14 protein-coding genes are annotated in these 19,669 nt (G+C 41.9%); 10 read left to right on the forward strand and 4 right to left on the reverse strand.

The genetic code is table 11. The features are described 5' to 3' along the window. Positions 1-62: 62 nt before the first annotated feature. The 3 genes from BTN98_RS00300 to BTN98_RS00310 form a co-directional block, all read right to left on the reverse strand. Positions 63-650: a TIGR04211 family SH3 domain-containing protein gene (locus tag BTN98_RS00300; protein WP_105029936.1), complete on the reverse strand. Its 588-nt coding sequence runs from the start codon at positions 648-650 to the stop codon at positions 63-65. Between the two features lie 138 nt (positions 651-788). After that, positions 789-2,054, reverse strand: coding sequence for an inorganic phosphate transporter (locus BTN98_RS00305; protein ID WP_060998532.1), 1,266 nt, complete (start codon positions 2,052-2,054; stop codon positions 789-791). A 31-nt stretch (positions 2,055-2,085) separates the two neighbouring features. Then, entirely contained in the window at positions 2,086-2,766 is a 681-nt protein-coding gene (locus BTN98_RS00310) for a TIGR00153 family protein (protein ID WP_060998533.1), read from the reverse strand. A gap of 185 nt (positions 2,767-2,951) precedes the next feature. Here BTN98_RS00310 and BTN98_RS00315 point away from each other — a divergent pair, with 185 nt between their 5' ends. From BTN98_RS00315 to hldE, 4 genes are all read left to right on the forward strand, one after another. Then, positions 2,952-4,466, forward strand: coding sequence for a CYTH and CHAD domain-containing protein (locus BTN98_RS00315; RefSeq protein WP_060998534.1), 1,515 nt, complete (start codon positions 2,952-2,954; stop codon positions 4,464-4,466). 275 nt (positions 4,467-4,741) lie between these two features. Next, positions 4,742-6,328: a methyl-accepting chemotaxis protein gene (locus tag BTN98_RS00320; RefSeq protein WP_060998535.1), complete on the forward strand. Its 1,587-nt coding sequence runs from the start codon at positions 4,742-4,744 to the stop codon at positions 6,326-6,328. 110 nt (positions 6,329-6,438) lie between these two features. Continuing rightward, positions 6,439-9,321, forward strand: coding sequence for a bifunctional [glutamate--ammonia ligase]-adenylyl-L-tyrosine phosphorylase/[glutamate--ammonia-ligase] adenylyltransferase (glnE, locus tag BTN98_RS00325; protein WP_060998536.1), 2,883 nt, complete (start codon positions 6,439-6,441; stop codon positions 9,319-9,321). A gap of 71 nt (positions 9,322-9,392) precedes the next feature. Beyond that, entirely contained in the window at positions 9,393-10,823 is a 1,431-nt protein-coding gene (gene hldE / locus BTN98_RS00330) for a bifunctional D-glycero-beta-D-manno-heptose-7-phosphate kinase/D-glycero-beta-D-manno-heptose 1-phosphate adenylyltransferase HldE (protein WP_060998537.1), read from the forward strand. Between the two features lie 64 nt (positions 10,824-10,887). On the opposite strand, the gene tolC is transcribed toward hldE, so the two are convergent. Next, positions 10,888-12,192 (reverse strand): outer membrane channel protein TolC, encoded by a 1,305-nt coding sequence (gene tolC, locus BTN98_RS00335; RefSeq protein ID WP_060998538.1) that lies wholly within the window; start codon positions 12,190-12,192, stop codon positions 10,888-10,890. 323 nt (positions 12,193-12,515) lie between these two features. Here tolC and nudF point away from each other — a divergent pair, with 323 nt between their 5' ends. The 6 genes from nudF (at position 12,516) to parC (ending at position 19,514) form a co-directional block, all read left to right on the forward strand. Beyond that, positions 12,516-13,151, forward strand: coding sequence for an ADP-ribose diphosphatase (nudF, locus tag BTN98_RS00340; RefSeq protein WP_060998539.1), 636 nt, complete (start codon positions 12,516-12,518; stop codon positions 13,149-13,151). 32 nt (positions 13,152-13,183) lie between these two features. Next, complete coding sequence (locus BTN98_RS00345; RefSeq protein ID WP_082732167.1) at positions 13,184-13,612, forward strand: DUF1249 family protein; 429 nt, start codon at positions 13,184-13,186, stop codon at positions 13,610-13,612. Between the two features lie 40 nt (positions 13,613-13,652). After that, the gene (gene cpdA, locus BTN98_RS00350; RefSeq protein WP_060998541.1) at positions 13,653-14,477 is read left to right on the forward strand and encodes a 3',5'-cyclic-AMP phosphodiesterase; all 825 of its coding nucleotides are present in this window, start codon (positions 13,653-13,655) and stop codon (positions 14,475-14,477) included. Beyond that, complete coding sequence (yqiA, locus tag BTN98_RS00355) at positions 14,477-15,055, forward strand: esterase YqiA (protein WP_060998542.1); 579 nt, start codon at positions 14,477-14,479, stop codon at positions 15,053-15,055. Before cpdA ends, yqiA begins: the two co-directional genes overlap by 1 nt. A 215-nt stretch (positions 15,056-15,270) precedes the next feature. Further along, entirely contained in the window at positions 15,271-17,154 is a 1,884-nt protein-coding gene (parE, locus tag BTN98_RS00360) for a DNA topoisomerase IV subunit B (protein WP_060998543.1), read from the forward strand. 80 nt (positions 17,155-17,234) lie between these two features. Next, positions 17,235-19,514 (forward strand): DNA topoisomerase IV subunit A, encoded by a 2,280-nt coding sequence (gene parC, locus BTN98_RS00365; RefSeq protein WP_060998544.1) that lies wholly within the window; start codon positions 17,235-17,237, stop codon positions 19,512-19,514. Positions 19,515-19,669: the final 155 nt, after the last annotated feature.

Consider the following 19,669-nt stretch of genomic DNA (forward strand, 5'->3'; position numbering starts at 1 on the left):
AATGATTAGCTGCCTTTTTTATACAATGATTGATAACAGCACTGGAGTATCAATATCGAGGATTATGCCCAACCATTGGTGCGTTTACGACGACGTGGTGTGATATGCGGTAATATCAATCCTAATAATAATCCAGCTCCAGCAACGACACCACCATAAGTAAACCATTTCATTAACAGATCATCTTTTTGAGTGTCAATTTGTGCGCGCAGCGTGCGAACTTCATCTTGAGCGGTGGTGAGCTCATTTTGTAGTTGGTGATTACGGGTTTCAAATTGGCTAATTTGGTTGGTACGCTGAACTAAAGTTTTATTGAGTTCGCTATTTTGGGCGTTATTGCTAGTAAGTGCTTCAGCTAGCTGCGCTTTTATTGTTGCGAGTTCAGTTTCTAAAGCGGGTAAACGTTCTTTAAGCGCTACATCAGTAGAAATAAACTTAGATTCAACCCAACCGCTACGACCACGATCATCAGTAATGCGACTGTAGTTTTTATTGGTTTCAAGCACTGTTACGGGAGAGCCTGCGTTAACACTACCGACAATACGGTATTGGCTACCAGGACCTTTTAATAGGTAAGTAAATAAATTATCAGAAATATACTGAGCTTGTTCAGCATTAGCGATCGGGCTAATCAGCGTAAAACAGAACAAAAAAAACTTATGAGGTGCTTCACTATTGAATCCTTGATGAACCTGAAATAGTTAGAGTTCGAGGATAGTAAGAGCTTTATAGGAAGGGGGCAAGAAAAGAGAGAGGGGGAGACCTCTCTCTTTGAACTCTGCCACTATTTAACTAAATAATGCTTGCATAATGTAGAAGAAAATGACAGCAAGCAATGCACCTGCTGGTAAAGTCACAATCCATGATGCAACGATGTTGCGAACAACACCAAGGTTAAGAGCAGCAATACCGCGAGCGAAACCTACACCCAATACCGCACCAACAAGTGTTTGTGTAGTTGAGATAGGTAAACCTGTGCCTGATGCTAGTACAACAGTCGATGCTGTTGCTAACTGAGCAGCAAAACCACGGCTCGGTGTTAACTCTGTGATGCCTGTACCTACGGTAGCCATTACTTTATGACCAAGAGTAGCTAGACCGATGACGATACCAACACCACCTAATGGAAGGATCCACCATGCGATTTGGCTTTGCGCTGCAATTTGGCCAGAGCTTTCAATGGTTGAAACAACCGCTGATAGTGGACCAATCGCATTTGCTACGTCGTTTGAACCATGGGCAAATGCCATCGCACACGCTGTAACAACCATCAATACGCTAAATACACTTTCTACTCCGGCATAACCATTGCTATCAACAAGATCATCATCAGCATATTTACGCTGAATGTAGAAGTAACCTACAACCATGATAATCAAAGAGACACCAATAGATACGATCCAAGCTTCACCGGTAGATAAATGCAAACCAATGTGTTTCAGGCCTTTCTTAATTGTTACCAATGCAATGACCATCGCTGTGATAAACATGTAGACAGGAACGAAACGTTTTGCATTTTTCATTGGGTTATCAGTATCAAAGATTAATCTTTGAGCACTGATGAAAATCAGATACGCAAATATACCAGCAATAAGCGGTGTAATTAACCAGCTACCCACAATGCCTTGAATTGAATGCCAATCCACTGCATTGGTGCCAACTGACACACAGGCAAAACCGATGATAGCACCGATAATAGAGTGTGTAGTTGAAACGGGCCAGCCCATAAAAGAAGCGACAAGTAGCCATGTACCAGCAGCAAGTAGCGCTGACATCATGCCAAAAACGAGAGTTTCAGGGTGGCTTGCATATAGAGAAGTTTCGATAACACCCTGTCGGATAGTATCGGTAACTTCACCACCTGCAAGATAAGCACCTGCGAATTCAAAAATCATCGCAATGATGATTGCTTGTTTTACTGTAAGTGCTTTTGAACCAACTGAAGTACCCATGGCATTAGCAACATCATTTGCACCAATACCAATCGCCATCAAAAGACCAAAAAAAGCTGCCACTCCGATTAATAGAGTGCCGTAGTTAGCCAGGATTTCCATTGTAAAACCTTGTTTTGTTTAATTCTCGTTATTAAGAACGCGAAAGCATAATTTCTAAACGTGAGCCGACACGCTGTGCTTGATCAGCAATTGCGCCTACCCACTCGAGAATTTTGTACAGGAACATGACATCCACCGGGCTGTGTTGGTCTTCGATGGACATTAATTGTTGACGTAAGACAACCTGCATAGCATCGGTATCATCTTCGATAACATCTAGCTGATTAATCATTTCAGCAACAAGTGTCACTTCTCTGCCTTTGAAACCAGTTTCGAGCAATTCATCCAGTTCATTGATTACACGGCGAGCTTGATCAGCTGCGTCTAAACAACGTTGAATGTACGCTACAAAGTCTGGGTACATGATAGCAGGAACTTGTAGCTTACGTCCTAAGACTCGACCAGCGATATCTTTGGAGAGGTTAGCGAGTTTGTCCTGCTGGGTTAACAGTCCTAACATATCAGTACGATCTACTGGCATGAAAAGACCACGAGGAAGCTTCAGACGGATCTCACGCTTAAGCACATCCGCATCTTTTTCAAGTTGCGAGATTTGTTCGCGTAAAATAGCCGCCTTTTCCCAGTCTCCAGCATTACATGCCTCAAAGAACGGGATAAGCAGGTCACAACATTCAGTTACGCGAATAACATGACGTTGTAATGGTTTGATTGGGGATTTTGCAAAGAGCCCCATAATTGTATTTACTGGCATAGCCGATCAACCTAAAGAGCGCCCGAATAAGGCTAAATCTTGAGCGATGGTCATTGAATCGCGCATGTTAACGTATTAAAGAGTATAGTGGAACCAGTTTTGATCAAGGTTTTATTGATATTTCTCACTTGCCCTTCGGTGAAGAAGCAAATATCCTTGGTTTGCCACCGTTTATAGGTATAACTATGGAAACCGAGATAGAACTGAAGTTTTTTGTCTTACCAGAATTTTCGACCCAGCTGTTGGATAAAATTTCCGCAGCTAAAATTCTGCAACAGAGCCATCGTGAGTTAGGTAATGTTTACTTTGACACTCCCGACCAATTATTGCGCCAATATGATATTGGTTTGCGCATTCGTCGTTTTGATGATGTGTTTGTTCAAACATTGAAAACGGCAGGTCGAGTTGTGGCTGGATTACATCAACGTCCAGAATACAATGTTGAAGTAAACAGCACTGAACCAAGTTTAGCACTCCACCCAATGGATGCTTGGCCCCATGGTTTTGATGTTGCTGTAGTACAACAAAACATTAAGCCATTATTTAGTACCGATTTTACTCGTCAGCAATGGTTGGTTGCTATGGCTGATGGTAGTCAAATTGAATTAGCCTTTGATCATGGTGAAGTGAGTGTTGATGATAAGCGCGCACCTATTTGTGAAGTTGAATTAGAGCTTAAATCGGGTCAAACAGATGCATTATTTACGTTAGCACGAGAATTATGTGCTGATGGTGGAATGCGGCTAGGTAATCTTAGTAAGGCTGCTCGTGGCTACCGACTTGCTGCTGGTTATCAAGGTGATCCTATTAAGCCATTAGTCTTTGTTGAGACAACGCCGCAAGATTCCGTTGAAGACACATTTATTCATATCCTTGAGCATGCACTTGAACATTGGCTATATCATGAACAAATTTATGTGGAACGCCAAGATCCACAGGCATTAGTTCAAATTTCACAAGCATTAAGTTTATTACGACAAACTTTTGCCACTTTTGGCGGCATTATTCCTCGTCGTGCTAGTGCCTTGTTACGCCAAGAACTGCAATGGCTAGAAGGTGAACTTGATTGGTTAGAAGAAGCCAATAGTATTCAAGAGCTAGTTGATGATAAAGCCTATGTACTACGTAAACTAAATGTACGTAAAGAGCTGCAACAACAATTAGAGCTTCGCTACGTTCAATTGCCTGATAGCGAAATGATGATCCAGTTGATGCGTTCAGCGCGCTATTGTGGTTTATTACTTGATTTAAGTCGTTGGATTTTAAGTCGAGGTTGGCAACCTTTTCTTGATGACAAATCCCGCACTAAATTAGCAGCGCCTGTAAAAGCATTTGCGGATAATATGCTAACCCGCTCATGGTCTGAGTTACTTGATGTTTTTCCTGCAGAGCGTCAACTGAGTCGTATTGATTACCTTGATCAAAAACCACGTTTAGTGCGTAATTTGATGAGTGGTATTGCTTTTGCGGGGTTGTATGATGAAGAACGTCGAGCCTCTTTTAGAATGCCATGGTTAGACTTATTACAAGGCTTAGAAGATTTACGCGAGTTAGAGCCAATTCGACAGTTATTGCCGTTATTTGAAGGTGATGATTTAGCCCAAGTTGAAAAATGGCTACAACGCCAAGAAGAATCACTGCTGCATGCAATGAGTCAGACCCGTCAGATCAGCATTGAGTTAACGCCGTATTGGCCATAACGTAATCTCGATAATCCAGTCTCTTATAATAATAACGCCTCGCTTAATGCGGGGCGTTGTTGTTTCTAGCGTTACAATAATTTCATCATAACAACAACCATATGTGGTGCAGATCATGTTTTGATAGCTCGATTGTGCTCAGTGTTAAATATTTACTCGTTGATGTCGATAAGGTATTTAGACCATCATGATCTGGTGATGATATTACTGGCTTGCAAATAACACTATCACTATCAGCGTGAGGGGTTTAAACGTTTGCAATAGGGAGATAACAAATGGCAACGCTAATGTTTAAACCATGGGAAAAATGGCTAACAAATCTTAAATTAACCTCCAAACTGATCATGTTAATGGTATTTAGTACATTACTGTTAATCGGCAAGCAATTGTGGGATGCCGAGTTATTTTATCAATCTGTTATCGTTAACCAACAAGCTAAAGTCCAGCAATTAGCGCAGTCTAATGCACAAACGTTAACGGCATTGATAGACAACCAGCCGCTAGATTCAACATCACTTGAGCAGCTTTTAACTGCTTCAGTGGCAAGTGAAAATCTGTATATTATTGATTATAAAAATAATAACCTTGATAAATCTAAATTAAGTCAGGAGGTTAATCTAAGTCAACCATTATCAAATGGTCAAACATTGATTAGCCTTCTTACCAGCCACTCTAGTCAGCAGGCCTTTTCGCTACCAGATAACCAAGGCTATGGTTATATTGTCAAATTAGCGAGTGTCAATTTAGCCGTGATCAGCTATCAATCAAACGCAGTAGCGTTACATTATTATCAACAATATCTTGTGCAAATTGTATGGCAAACGGGATTGATGATATTGATTTTTATTGTGGTTTTATTGCTAGCCTCACGTGTTATGTTACGTCAGATTGGTTGTTTAAAACAAAGTATTCAAGCATTAGCTCACAATGATTTATCACAATCGCTACAGATGGCGTGTCGAGATGAGTTTGGTGAACTAAGCCGTGAATTAGAGCAAACTCGTTGTCAGTTAACGACGGCATTTGTTGCTCAGCACCATGCTGCAACTTCGCTGTCACAAGCGGCAGAGATGATGTCGCTAACCATGGAGCAAACCAAAGAATCTGCGCAAGAAGAGTTTGCTGAAATTGATCAATTAGCATCTGCAATGGCAGAAATGACATCAACAGTACAAACGGTAGCAGGTCATGCTCGTGATGCATCTAATGCGACGCTTGATACTTCAGAGCAAGCGGCAACAGGGCAGCAATTTGTTGGTCGAACCATGGTAACCATTAATCAATTATCAAATGATATTACCCAATCGGCAGCGGCGGTAAATCAAGTTGAAACTCGCGTCGATAAAATAAGCTCTGTGATTGTGACCATTCAAAGTATTTCTGAACAAACTAATTTATTAGCACTTAATGCAGCTATTGAAGCGGCTCGAGCTGGAGATGCTGGGCGTGGATTTGCGGTTGTTGCTGATGAGGTGCGCAATTTAGCCCAACGAACCCAGACTGCAACCGTTGAAATTCAAGATATGATCGCCCAATTACAACAAAGTGCTCAGCAGGCAGTAGCTTTAATGGAGCGTAGTGTTGTTGAAGCTGCTGAAGGGGTCGAACTGGTTACCAATGCTGGTGGCGAGTTGAATAAAATCGTTGAGCAAATCCAACAAATTAACGATATGAATTTTCAGATTGCTGCGGCTGCAGAACAGCAAAGTACCGTCACTGATGAGATGAATATCAATTTAACTAATGTGAGAGAGCTCGCTAATGGCTCGGTGGGAGTGGTGACAGATCTTGCCTTTACCGCTGTTGATATGCATCAACAAGCTAATGATCTAAAAAATAAAATAGCTACTTTTAAGGTATAAATAACCCACGTTTAGTTCGCAACAATAAATTTATAGCGCCCGTCAGTTGATGGGCGTTTTTGTATGCTAAATTAGAACTCTTTATCGAGTTACTTGTTCAAGGACAGCACATGGCGATCGAAAAATCATATCCAACTATTCATCAGTGTAGCGATTTAGTCGCCGCAGCAGATTTAGCGTGGGAGAAACTCACTCAGCAACAGCCACAACAACTGGCGTTATGGCAAGATGAAGCCAAAAACGAGTTATACGCTATGTTGGGTTTGAGTGATTTTATTAGTGCTTCTTTACAACAAGATCCTCAATTACTTGAGTGGCTGCTTGAGCATTATCAGAGTTGTGAAGCGATTGATTACCGTGAGTTATTAGCCCTGCAACTTGCTCAAGTTACTGATGAAGCCAGTTTGATGCGTAGTTTACGGCATTTCAGACGCCGTTATATGACCTTGATTGCGTGGCAAGATTTTAGCCATCGAGTGGCTCTAGAACAGAGTTTAGCCAGCTTATCGTTATTGGCAGAAGCATTAATAATGGAAGCTTATCATTGGCTCTATCAGCAGTGTTGCACTGAGTGGGGGACGCCAGTTAATGATCAAGCTGAGCCCCAACCAATGTTAATTTTAGGTATGGGTAAATTAGGTGGTGGTGAGCTTAACTTCTCATCAGATATTGATCTTATTTTTACTTATCCAGAAAATGGTGAAACGGTAGGTGGTCGCCGTAGTCTGGCTAATGCCCAGTTTTTTACACGTCTAGGGCAGCGGTTGATCAAAGCGCTTGATCAAATCACTTATGATGGTTTTTGTTATCGAGTTGATATGCGCTTGCGTCCTTTTGGCGATAGCGGTCCATTAGTGATGAGCTATGCGGCATTAGAAGATTATTACCAAGAACAAGGCCGTGATTGGGAACGCTATGCGATGATCAAAGCACGGGTGATGGGCAAAGAAAGTTTTAGCCAATATCAAGGCTTGCGCCAAATGTTACGTCCATTTGTGTTTCGACGTTATATTGATTTTAGTGCTATTCAGTCGTTGCGGCGTATGAAAGCGATGATTGGCAGTGAAGTGCGCCGACGTGGGCTGACCAATAATATTAAATTGGGCGCTGGTGGTATTCGAGAAGTAGAATTTATTGCCCAGTCTTTCCAATTGATTCGAGGCGGGCGAGAGCCAAGTCTGCGTGGTCGAGGATTATTACCGACGTTAGCAGCAATTAAAGCCTTGGCGTTGTTACCTGATGCTGATGTTGACGCGTTAACCAGTGGCTATTGCCATTTACGGCGGTTAGAAAATCTACTACAAGCTATTGATGATAAGCAGACTCAAACGTTGCCAGATAAGCCGCTCGATCAAGCACGATTAGCATGTGCAATGGCACAACCTGATTGGGCGTCATTAATGGCCATCACAACGCAGCATATGACCGCTATTCACGCTATTTTTGACGATATTATTGGTCATGATGATCAAGATAGTCAGCAAGAAGTTGCGACCCAGTATCATGAAATGTGGGCAATGGTGACCAATGAAGATGTGTTATTAAGTATTTTGGCAGAAATTGAAGCCCCAGAACAACAGCAGCAAGCGCAAAATTTAGTGTCTTTTAAGCATGAGCTGTTTAAACGCACTTTAGGTCCCCGCGGGCGTGAAGCGTTAGCGACTTTAATGCCTGAAATTTTAGCGCAAGTAGTATTGCGTCAAGATGCAGTTCAGCTACTGCCGCGATTGACTAAATTGATTATTCGTATTGCTACTCGTACCACCTATCTGGAGTTATTAACTGAACATCCTGTCGCACTTAAGCAACTGATTCGGTTATGTGCCGCGAGCCCAATGGTGGCCGATCAATTAGCGTTATATCCATTATTATTAGATGAACTGCTGGATCCTCAGCACTTGTATCAACCGACAGAACTCACCAGTTATCAAGATGAATTACGTGAATATCTTGCTCGTATTCCTGAAGAGGATATGGAGCAACAGATGGAAGCTATTCGGCAGTTTAAACAGACTCAATTATTACGTATAGCAGCCGCTGATATTGCAGGTGTACTGCCGCTGATGAAAGTAAGTGATCACTTAACTTATCTTGCTGAAGCGATTATTGCAGCGGTTGTCAATCAGGCATGGCTACAAATAGCTGCTAAATACGGTGAGCCAAGTCATTTACTTGAGCGAGAAAGTAAAGGTTTCGCTGTGATTGGTTACGGCAAAGTAGGCGGTTGGGAATTGGGTTATGGCTCTGATCTTGATTTAGTGTTTGTCCATGATTGTCCTGATAATGTTTATACCATCGGTAATAAAGAAATCGATGGACGACAGTTTTATTTACGTTTAGCGCAGCGAATCATTCATCTGTTTTCAACCCGTACCGCATCTGGAGTCTTATATGATGTCGATATGCGATTACGGCCATCAGGTGCATCAGGATTGTTAGTCACAACAGTCAGTGCTTTTGGTGAATATCAACAACAGCAAGCATGGACGTGGGAACATCAAGCCTTAGTCCGTGCGCGAATGGTGTATGGAGATGCGCAGTTACAAGCGGCCTTTAGCGAGGTTCGCCAATACGTATTAACTGTTGAGCGAGATCAGGCGCAACTCGCACATGATGTCGTTACCATGCGCGATAAAATGCGTGCCCATTTAGGTAAGAAAAAAGTGGGGATGTTTGGACTAAAACAAGATCAAGGTGGAATTACGGATATTGAGTTTTTAGCGCAATATTTAGTGTTAGCTTATGCCCATCAGCAACCCGCTTTAACACGTTGGTCTGATAACATTCGAATCTTTGAATCACTGGCTGCTAACGGCATTATTGACAGCATTACAGCAGAACAATTACAACAAGCCTATTGTGATATGCGTAATGCTATTCATCGGTTGAGCTTATTGGGATTACCGGCTTATGTTGAACAACAGCAATTTGTTGATGAACGCCATACTGTGGCGCAAGTGTGGCAGCAATGGCTCGCGTCACATACGGTTTAGTGACTATCGTGATGCCTCTTGATTTTAGTTTATGTTAGTATTTAAAGGTTGCCATATTCTCGGAGAAAGAAATGAAACTGACGCTGCCTGATTACAACCACGCAGAGGTATTGATTGTTGGCGATGTAATGTTAGATCGCTACTGGACTGGACCGACTGAGCGAATTTCACCAGAAGCGCCAGTGCCTGTGGTTAAGGTTGATCAGATTGAAGAGCGCCCGGGCGGTGCTGCGAACGTAGCAATGAATATTGCAGCGTTAGGTGGCCATGCTAAATTGATCGGCTTAACTGGAGTCGATGAGTCAGCACGAGCGTTAACTGAAAAACTATCGTCACTGAATGTGAGTAGTGATTTTGTTGCACTGGCTGAGTACCCAACGATCACTAAACTACGGGTAATGAGCCGTGGTCAGCAGTTGATTCGATTAGATTTTGAAGAAGGCTTTCAAAATGTCGAGCCGGCATTAATACTTGAACGTATGCAGCCTGCGTTGGCTAATGCTAAAGCTGTGATCTTATCAGATTATGCCAAAGGTGCGTTGGAGCATGTACAGTCGATGATTCAATTGGCTCGTGCTGCTAACTTACCGGTTTTGATTGATCCTAAAGGCACTGATTTTGAACGTTATCGTGGTGCAACCTTGCTGACACCAAATTTATCTGAATTTAAAGCCGTTGTTGGTTGTGTAAACTCAGAACAAGAGTTGGTTGAAAAAGGCATGGCGCTTATTGAGCAATATGACTTTGATGCGTTGTTAGTGACGCGTTCCGAACATGGTATGACCCTGCTTGAAAAAGGCTGTGAACCGCTGCATATGCCAACGTTGGCGCAAGAAGTTTATGACGTAACGGGTGCTGGTGATACGGTTATTTCTGTATTGGCTGCATCATTATCAGCAGGTAAATCGTTGTCTGATTCTTGTAAGTTAGCGAATGCGGCAGCGGGCGTAGTGGTGGCGAAACTTGGTACCTCAACGTTATCAACCATTGAGTTGACCGAAGCGATTCACGGTAGTCAGGATAGTGGCTTTGGAGTGATCTCTGAATCTATGCTGGTTGAGGCTGTAAAAGCCGCACGTGCACGAGGAGAAACTGTCGTTATGACCAATGGTTGTTTTGATATTCTTCATGCTGGGCATGTTGCTTATTTAACGCAAGCGGCGAAATTGGGTGATCGACTTATCGTTGCGGTTAACTCGGATGATTCAGTAAAAGGTTTAAAAGGCCCTGGTCGACCTGTTAATCCAGAAGATCGTCGTATGGCAGTCTTAGCAGGTTTAGGTGCTGTCGATTGGGTGGTTCCGTTTACCGAAGAAACACCGCAACGATTGATTAGCGAAGTATTACCGAGCATTTTGGTGAAAGGTGGTGATTACACCCCTGAACAAATTGCGGGTGGCAAAGAGGTAATTGCTGCGGGTGGTCAAGTGTTGGTGCTTAATTTTGAAGATGGGTGTTCAACTTCGAAAATTATTGAAGCTATTCGTGGTGGACGTGGTTAATCTCAGGATTAGTTGCAATAAAAAAGCGCCGAAAGGCGCTTTTTTTATATCGATATAATTTGACTTACTTAGTTTGAATTAAGCCAGCATTAATATCTAATAGATCTTGTTCACTTAGAGTACCGACAGCTTGTTTCAACTGTAGGCGCGCTAGAATATAGTCATAACGCGCATTAGCCAATTCGCTGTTAGCTGAATATAGGCTACGGGTTGAATCTAGGACGTCAACAATAGTACGGGTACCAACATCAAAACCAGCTTCGGTAGCTTCTAATGCAGATTTTGCTGAAACGACTGATTGCTTATAAGCATTAATCGAACCAATCGTGGCATTAATGTTGTTGTAGTAGTTACGTACATCTTTAACTACTGTGCGGTACTGAGCTTCTAGATCTTCACTTGCCGATACATATTTATATTGGGCTTGTTTTACTTGTGAAGACGTATTACCACCGCTGTAAACTGGTAAATTAAGTTTAATACCAGCAGTTAGATTACCTTGATCAGGTCTTGCTTGAGGGTTTGCGCTAGTATCATCATATTGATAGCCTGACTCAAACGATAGCGTTGGTAGATGACCTGAGTCTGCCAGTGAAATGTTATCACGCGCAATGTCTTGACCAATACGTGATGCTAATAAAGTTAGGTTTTCAGTTTCAGCATCTTTAACCAGGTTATCAGCTACTTGTTGTGGTTTACTTGCCGAGAAGCTGGCGGTATTTAACGGGTCGAGTGATGAATATGCATGACCTGTAATTTCACGTAATTCTTCATAGCTATTAGCAAGGGTGTTTTTCTTTACAATGATAGATGCAAGCACGGTATCGTATTGTGCTTGAGCATCGTATACATCAGTAATTGCTGATAGGCCAACTTGAAAGCGCTGTTTCATTTGCTCTAATTGGCGACCAACGGCTGCTTTTTCTGCTTCACCAAACTTTAAGTCATCTTTGGCTTTTAGCACATTAAAATACGCTGATGAAACACGTAGAATTAGACCTTGTTGCGCGACGGCATACGCAGCATCACTTTGACGAGCTTGTTTTTCTGAGATATCAAGACCAACCCAACTAGCACGGTTGTATAATGATTGGCTTAATGTCACGCCACCGCTAAACCCATTGTCTTTAGCTGCTTTTGAATCAAGGTAGTAAGTGTTATAGCCAGCAGAAAGATTAATTTGTGGCAAAAGGGTACTACGTGAAGAGTTGATTGCTTCAAAAGCTGCATCTTTATCAGCCGCGGCTTTTAGAAGTGTTGGATCATTTTGCTTGGCTTGCTGATAAATCTGAGCGAGATCGTCAGCCGATGCTGATTGACTGATAGAGCCAATTGCAAGGCTGATAATGATTGGAAGCAATTTTTTCATGGATGCCTTTCCTGGTCTTGCTGACAAAAAATGGGAATGAATATAGAGTACAAGCGCTATTTTACCTAAAGCAGGCTTGCTTGAAACTGATCATTACGTAGTTTTACTTAATGATTATATTTTAACATTCAACTATAAGCTCATTGTAATCGATTTAATAAACAGCGTGTCAAAAAGATACATGATATTTGATTGTTTAAACACGAAAAGTGGAATATTACACTGTTAGTATAAATTTAAAGATTATAACGTGATTTTAAGGCTATCTCGATTGAAATGGATTAATTTTTAAGAGCAATATTACGTTAAAAAGGAACTAGCATATGAAGAAAGCAGTAGTGTGTTCATCTTTAGAACCACAATTTAATCGTCAAGATATTGAAGTGTTATCAACTCAAACAGTGTATGACGGTTTTTTTAAAATGGTAAAATACCGTTTACGACATAAGCTTTTTGCGGGTGGTTGGAGTGGTGAGTTTGAACGTGAATTGTTTGAACGCGGTCATGCGGCAGCTGTGTTACCTTATGATTCAAAACGTGATCAAGTAGTATTAATTGAACAGTTTCGAGTTGGTGCAATGGCTGCGGATTGTCAGCCGTGGCAGTTAGAAATTATCGCCGGTATGCTCGATCATGATGATGAGTCACCTGAACAAGTGGTGCGTCGAGAGGCGACAGAAGAATCAGGGTTAGTATTAGGAAAAACCCAAAAGATATCTCGTTATTTATCCAGTTCTGGTGGTTGTTCTGAGGTGCTTGATATTTTTGTTAGTGAAGTTGATAGTCGTTTAGCGCAAGGAATCCATGGCGTTGCCAGTGAGTCTGAGGATATTCGTGTTCATGTTGTTTCACGAAATCAGGCTTACCAATGGCTAGAATCTGGTAAAATTGAAAATGCAGCCACAATCATCGCATTACAATGGTTGCAGTTACATTATCAATGTTTGCAACAGCCATAAAATAAATTATTGTATAATCTTAGGGGAATGATTTGAATAAAAGGTATACTGTTGATTTGACAAGCCTAATGCGCTTGTATGAAACTAATTATGCTAAACTCCTACCGTTATTGCCTCGCAGTGATGAGGTTGGAGATACGCAGGTATATCTAGTATGTGATGATGCATACCAGTTAACCATTATTGAATCAACCCGTTATACCACGGTGGTAACATTAGGTTTGGTTGATATAGATAAGGTCGTTGACTATTTAGCGCCATTATTAACGGTACGGTTATATCATGATGCTAAGGTTGCAGAAGTGTGTGCTGCACAGCAGATTTCACGTCTCAAGCCAATATATGATTATCCTAACTTGCGTATGCATCAAAAAAATGAGAAACATCAAGTCAACCTTTTCTTAGGTGACTGGTTGAAGCATTGTTTACGCCATGGGCTTAGTAAACAATCCGTTTGTTAATTGAACTTAATTGCTCAGAATAGACAAGGTTTTTGACGTTTTGCAAACCTATTCGCTGCCACAGAGTAACCCCGATAGTGTGGTTCTTTTGCAGATCACCGACACTCACTTGTTTGCCAATGGTTCCGGCTCTTTGCTTGGTGTGGCAACCAAAGATAGTTTTCATGCCGTGCTTAATGGGGTAGACACTGCTGCGCGTCATTTTGATGCTATTGTCGCTACCGGTGATATATCTCAAGATCATACCCCTTATTCTTATCAGCGTTTTGCTGATGGTATCTCACGCTGGTCACAACCGTGTTTTTGGTTACCTGGTAATCATGATTTTCAGCCAACCATGCAATCTATTTTACCGAGTGAGCAAATTAAGCCACACCAGCAGGTATTAGTAGGTGAACATTGGCAAATGATTTTACTGGACAGCCAAGTCCAAGGAGTACCACATGGTGAAGTCAGTGCTGCCCAGTTAGCACTATTAGAGACTGCTTTAGCAAGGTATCCTGATCGTTATGCATTAATTTTATTGCATCATCATCCGCTAGAAGCGGGGAGTGCGTGGTTAGATCAGCATCAACTTCATAATAATCATCAATTATGGAATGTGATCGATAAGTACCCACAAGTTAAAGCTGTGCTATGTGGTCATATTCATCAAAATCTAGATCGGATCTACCATGGTGTGCGTGTGCTGGCGACACCATCAACCTGTATTCAATTTATGCCTGATTCTGATGACTTTGCTTTAGATGATAATAATCCAGGTTGGCGTTATTTAGAACTTACCCATGATGGTCGAATTATAACCAGTGTGCATCGTGTTGATGGCGATCAATTTAAACCAAAACTTGATGCTGAAGGTTACTAATGCCACCGTTATTAATTTATTTACACGGTTTCAATAGTTCGCCATCATCACTGAAAGCGCAGCAAATGATGGCTTATTGTCGTGAACATCGACCTGATATCAAGCTTGTTGCTCCTCAATTACCGAGCTATCCAGCGCAAGCAAGCCAATATTTAGCCCAATTGGTTGAGCAATATAATGACCACTATACTATCGGTGTTGTTGGTAGCTCGTTAGGGGGGTATTTAAGCACCTGGCTCAGTGAACGTTATCAGTTACCAGCGGTATTGGTGAATCCTGCAGTTAAACCTTATCAATTACTTGCGAATTACTTGGGACCACAACAAAATCCGTACAGTGGTGAAAAGTATGTGTTGTCATCACAACACATTGATGAGTTAAAAGCCCTTGAAGTGATCAATATTAGTGCCCCTCAACAGTTATGGGTATTATTGCAACAAGGCGATGAGGTACTTGATTATCGTCAAGCAGCATTAAAATATGCACACTGTAGGCTAACAATTGAAGCTGATGGTGATCATAGTTTTTGCCAATTTGAACGTTTTCCCGCCACCATTCTTCAATTCTTAGGGTTATAACCGGACTTATCTGTTCATTGAGTAACGAGATAGGCTACCCTATAAATCAAGTTATATGTATTAGCATAAAACTGATACCCAGTTTATGTCCCTTTTTAGTAAGACTGAAAAGAGACCCGACTCACTGAATGTGAGTTTTCCGCTGACTCTCGCTTGACAACACCGCGAGGGTTACTGACTATTGTTTGCAAAATTTTCTCGTAAATTTCCGTGATATGACAGATCAAAGCTATAACGCCGGAGCCATTGAGGTTCTAAATGGCCTTGAGCCAGTACGCCGCCGTCCGGGTATGTATACCGATACGGTAAGACCTAACCACCTTGGTCAAGAAGTTATCGATAACAGTGTCGATGAAGCCTTGGCTGGACATGCTCGTAAAGTCGAAGTCATTCTTCATGCCGATCAATCATTAGAAGTGATTGATGATGGTCGTGGTATGCCTGTCGATATTCATCCAGAAGAAGGTGTTTCTGGGGTTGAGCTTATTCTATGTAAATTACATGCCGGAGGTAAATTCTCGGGTAAAAACTATCAATTTTCAGGTGGTTTACACGGGGTAGGTATTTCGGTTGTAAACGCCCTTTCTAATCGTGTTGAAGTCACGGTTAAACGTGATGGTCAAGTGTATCAAATTGCATTTGAAAATGGCGATAAAGTCTCTGAATTAGAAGTCATTGGTACTTGTGGTCGTCGTGCAAAAGGCACCAAAGTTCATTTTTGGCCGAACCCTAAATACTTTGATAGCGCTAAGTTTTCTGTTACACGCCTTAAAAGCAATTTAAAAGCCAAGGCCGTATTGTGCCCTGGTTTAGAAATTGTTTTTACTAATAAAATCAACGATGAAACAATACGTTGGTGCTATGAGGATGGTTTAAAAGATTATTTATCCGAAGGTGTTAAAGGTTATACATTATTGCCAGAAGAGCCATTTACAGGTGTCTTTAGTGGTGCAACTGAAGCCGCTGATTGGGCGTTGCTATGGTTGCCAGAAGGCGGTGAACTGATCACTGAAAGTTACGTTAACCTGATTCCTACCGCCCAAGGTGGTACTCACGTTAATGGTTTACGCCAAGGTTTACTTGATGCGATGCGTGAGTTCTGTGAATTCCGCAATTTATTACCACGAGGCGTAAAACTAACGGCTGATGATATTTGGGATCGCTGTGCTTACGTGTTATCGGTAAAAATGCAGGATCCACAATTTGCCGGTCAAACTAAAGAGCGTTTATCGTCACGTCAATGTGCGGCATTTGTTGCTGGCGTAGTCAAAGATGCCTTTAGCTTATGGCTTAATGAGCGTCCACAACTGGCTGAGTTATTGGCCGAAGTTTGTATTGCTAATGCCCATCGTCGTATGCGCGCTAGTAAGAAAGTTGTGCGCAAGAAAATAGCGTCAGGGCCTGCTTTGCCGGGCAAATTAGCTGATTGTTCACAACAAGACTTAAATCGCACTGAATTGTTTTTAGTCGAAGGTGACTCGGCGGGTGGTTCTGCTAAACAAGCCCGTGATCGTATGTTCCAAGCTATCATGCCGTTACGAGGTAAGATATTAAATACTTGGGAGGTTTCCTCTGACCAAGTGTTGGCATCAGAAGAAGTTCATAATATTTCCATTGCATTGGGTATTGATCCTGACAGTGGTGATTTAAGCGGTCTTCGTTACGGTAAAATCTGTGTTCTTGCCGATGCGGACTCCGATGGTTTGCACATTGCGACCTTATTGTGTGCCTTATTTATGAAGCACTTTGAAGCCTTAGTGCGTGCAGGGCATGTGTTCATTGCAATGCCGCCACTTTACCGTATCGATTTAGGTAAAGAGGTATTTTATGCGCTGGATGAAGCGGAAAAAAATGCCATACTTGAACGTCTAAGTGGTAAACGAGGCAGGGTTAACGTGCAGCGCTTTAAAGGTCTGGGTGAAATGAACCCATTGCAATTGCGTGAAACTACGATGGATCCTAATACTCGTCGTTTGGTGCAACTTACTATTGATGATGATAGTGAAACCAATGAAATGATGGATATGCTGCTTGGTAAAAAACGCGCAGAAGATCGTCGTCATTGGCTGCAAAGTAAAGGCGATATGGCGGAAGTGTAATTTCCCTCCACGTATATTATTTTTAAATCGGCAAACATTATGTTTGCCGAATCGCATTATTTAAGACGGATTATCTCACGATGACTGATGTCTCTATGGATGGCGTTGAACAGCTTCCACTTAGAAAGTTTACTGAAGACGCTTATTTAAATTACTCCATGTATGTGATCATGGATCGTGCCTTGCCTTTTATTGGTGATGGCTTAAAACCAGTACAACGTCGTATTATTTATGCGATGTCTGAATTAGGTTTGAACGCGACGGCAAAATATAAAAAATCAGCACGTACAGTTGGTGACGTATTAGGTAAATTCCATCCACACGGTGACTCGGCGTGTTATGAAGCGATGGTGCTGATGGCACAACCTTTCTCCTACCGCTATCCATTAGTCGACGGTCAAGGTAACTGGGGTGCACCAGATGATCCGAAATCTTTTGCTGCAATGCGTTATACCGAATCACGTTTATCACGTTTTTCCGAAGTATTACTCTCAGAGATAAATCAAGGCACTGCCGATTGGGTACCAAACTTTGATGGTACTATGCTTGAGCCTAAAATGTTACCTGCACGCCTGCCGCATATTTTACTGAATGGTATTACAGGTATCGCGGTCGGTATGGCAACTGATATTCCACCGCATAATGTGCGTGAAGTCGCTAATGCTGCTGTGCACATGATCGAGAATCCAAGTGCCGATCTTGATCAATTGATGGAATTTGTTCAAGGTCCTGATTACCCTACCGAAGCTGAGATCATCACTTCAAAATCAGATTTAAAGAAGATGTATGCCACTGGCCGTGGTAGTGTAAAAATGCGCGCGATTTGGCATAAAGAGAATGGTGATATTGTTATTACCGCGCTGCCACATCAGACATCAGGAGCTAAACTATTGGAGCAAATTGCCGCGCAAATGCGCGCTAAAAAGCTACCAATGGTGGAAGACTTGCGTGATGAATCAGATCATGAAAATCCGACTCGAATTGTGATTGTGCCACGCACTAATCGTATTGATTGCGATCAGTTGATGAATCACTTGTTTGCCTCAACAGATTTAGAAAAAAGTTTTCGGGCTAACATTAACATGCTTGGGTTAGATGGTCGTCCACAAGTTAAAGGCTTGGTGACAATCATTAAAGAATGGCTTGAGTATCGTCGTAGTACGGTCCGTCGTCGTTTGCAATACCGTCTTGATAAAGTGATCGCTCGCTTACATATTTTAGAAGGTTTATTGGCAGCTTACCTTAATATTGATGAAGTGATTGAGATCATTCGTAGTGAAGATGATCCTAAAGCAGAGTTAATGTCACGTTTTGATTTAACCGTGACTCAAGCCGATGCGATTTTAGAAATAAAACTGCGTCAGTTAGCCAAGCTTGAAGAAATTAAGATCCGTGGTGAATTAGATGAATTAGCTAAAGAGCGCGATCAACTTGAAAAGCTGCTAGGTTCTGAGCGTCGTTTAAATACCTTGATTAAAAAAGAAATTATCGCAGATGCTGAAAAGTACGGCGATGATCGTCGTTCACCATTGGTTGAGCGAGCAGAAGCTAAAGCGATGACGGAACGTGACTTACTGCCAAGTGAAGCAATCACAGTGGTGCTGTCAGACAAAGGCTGGATTCGTCATGCTAAAGGGCACGAGGTTGATCCTGTGACGCTAAATTATAAGTCAGGTGATAATTATCTTGCTCATGCTCGCGGTAAGAGCAATCAACCAGCCATATTCTTAGGTTCTGATGGACGCAGCTATGCGCTTGAATCACATAGTTTGCCATCTGCACGTAGCCAGGGCGAACCTATTACTGGTCGTTTAAACTTAACGCCAGGCACGAATATGCGCCAAGTTATGATGGCTGAAGATGATCAGTTATGGCTTATGGCATCGGATGCAGGTTATGGCTTTATCTGTAAGAGCAGTGATATGGTATCTAAAAATAAGAGCGGTAAAGCCTTATTAACAGTACCTGAAAATGCATTGGTTTTACCGCCTCAACCGGTTGCTGATCTTAATAATGATCAAATTCTGGCGATCACCAATGAAGGTCGAATGTTGTTATTCCCGATTAAAGACTTACCGCAATTAGGTAAAGGAAAGGGCAATAAGATCATCAATATTCCATCAGTACGCTCGAAAGCTCGCGAAGAATTCTTATCTTATTTGGTCGTTCTAACTGCAGATAGCCATGTTACCTTGTATGCAGGTAAGCGTAAGTTAAGCTTAAAACCAACGGATCTAGAGAACTTCCGAGGTGAGCGAGGCCGCCGAGGATCGATGTTACCACGTGGATTACAGCGTGTGACTGAGATTGATATCGACTCACCACAAACACTCAGTGATGAGCAAGTTATCGAGAATTAATACTCGTTATATAGACAACAGAACCCTCATTTATTGGGGGTTTTTAATGATTTATTTGCGTAAGTTGTGGTGCTGTTGGTTAAGGTATTAACCCACATAAGAGGTGTAATTTTCCTTGCTGTGGGTATACTAGCGCACACTTGTTCGCTGAGGAA

Origin of the sequence: Photobacterium aquimaris (assembly GCF_002954455.1) — a bacterium.
GTDB lineage: Bacteria > Pseudomonadota > Gammaproteobacteria > Enterobacterales > Vibrionaceae > Photobacterium > Photobacterium aquimaris.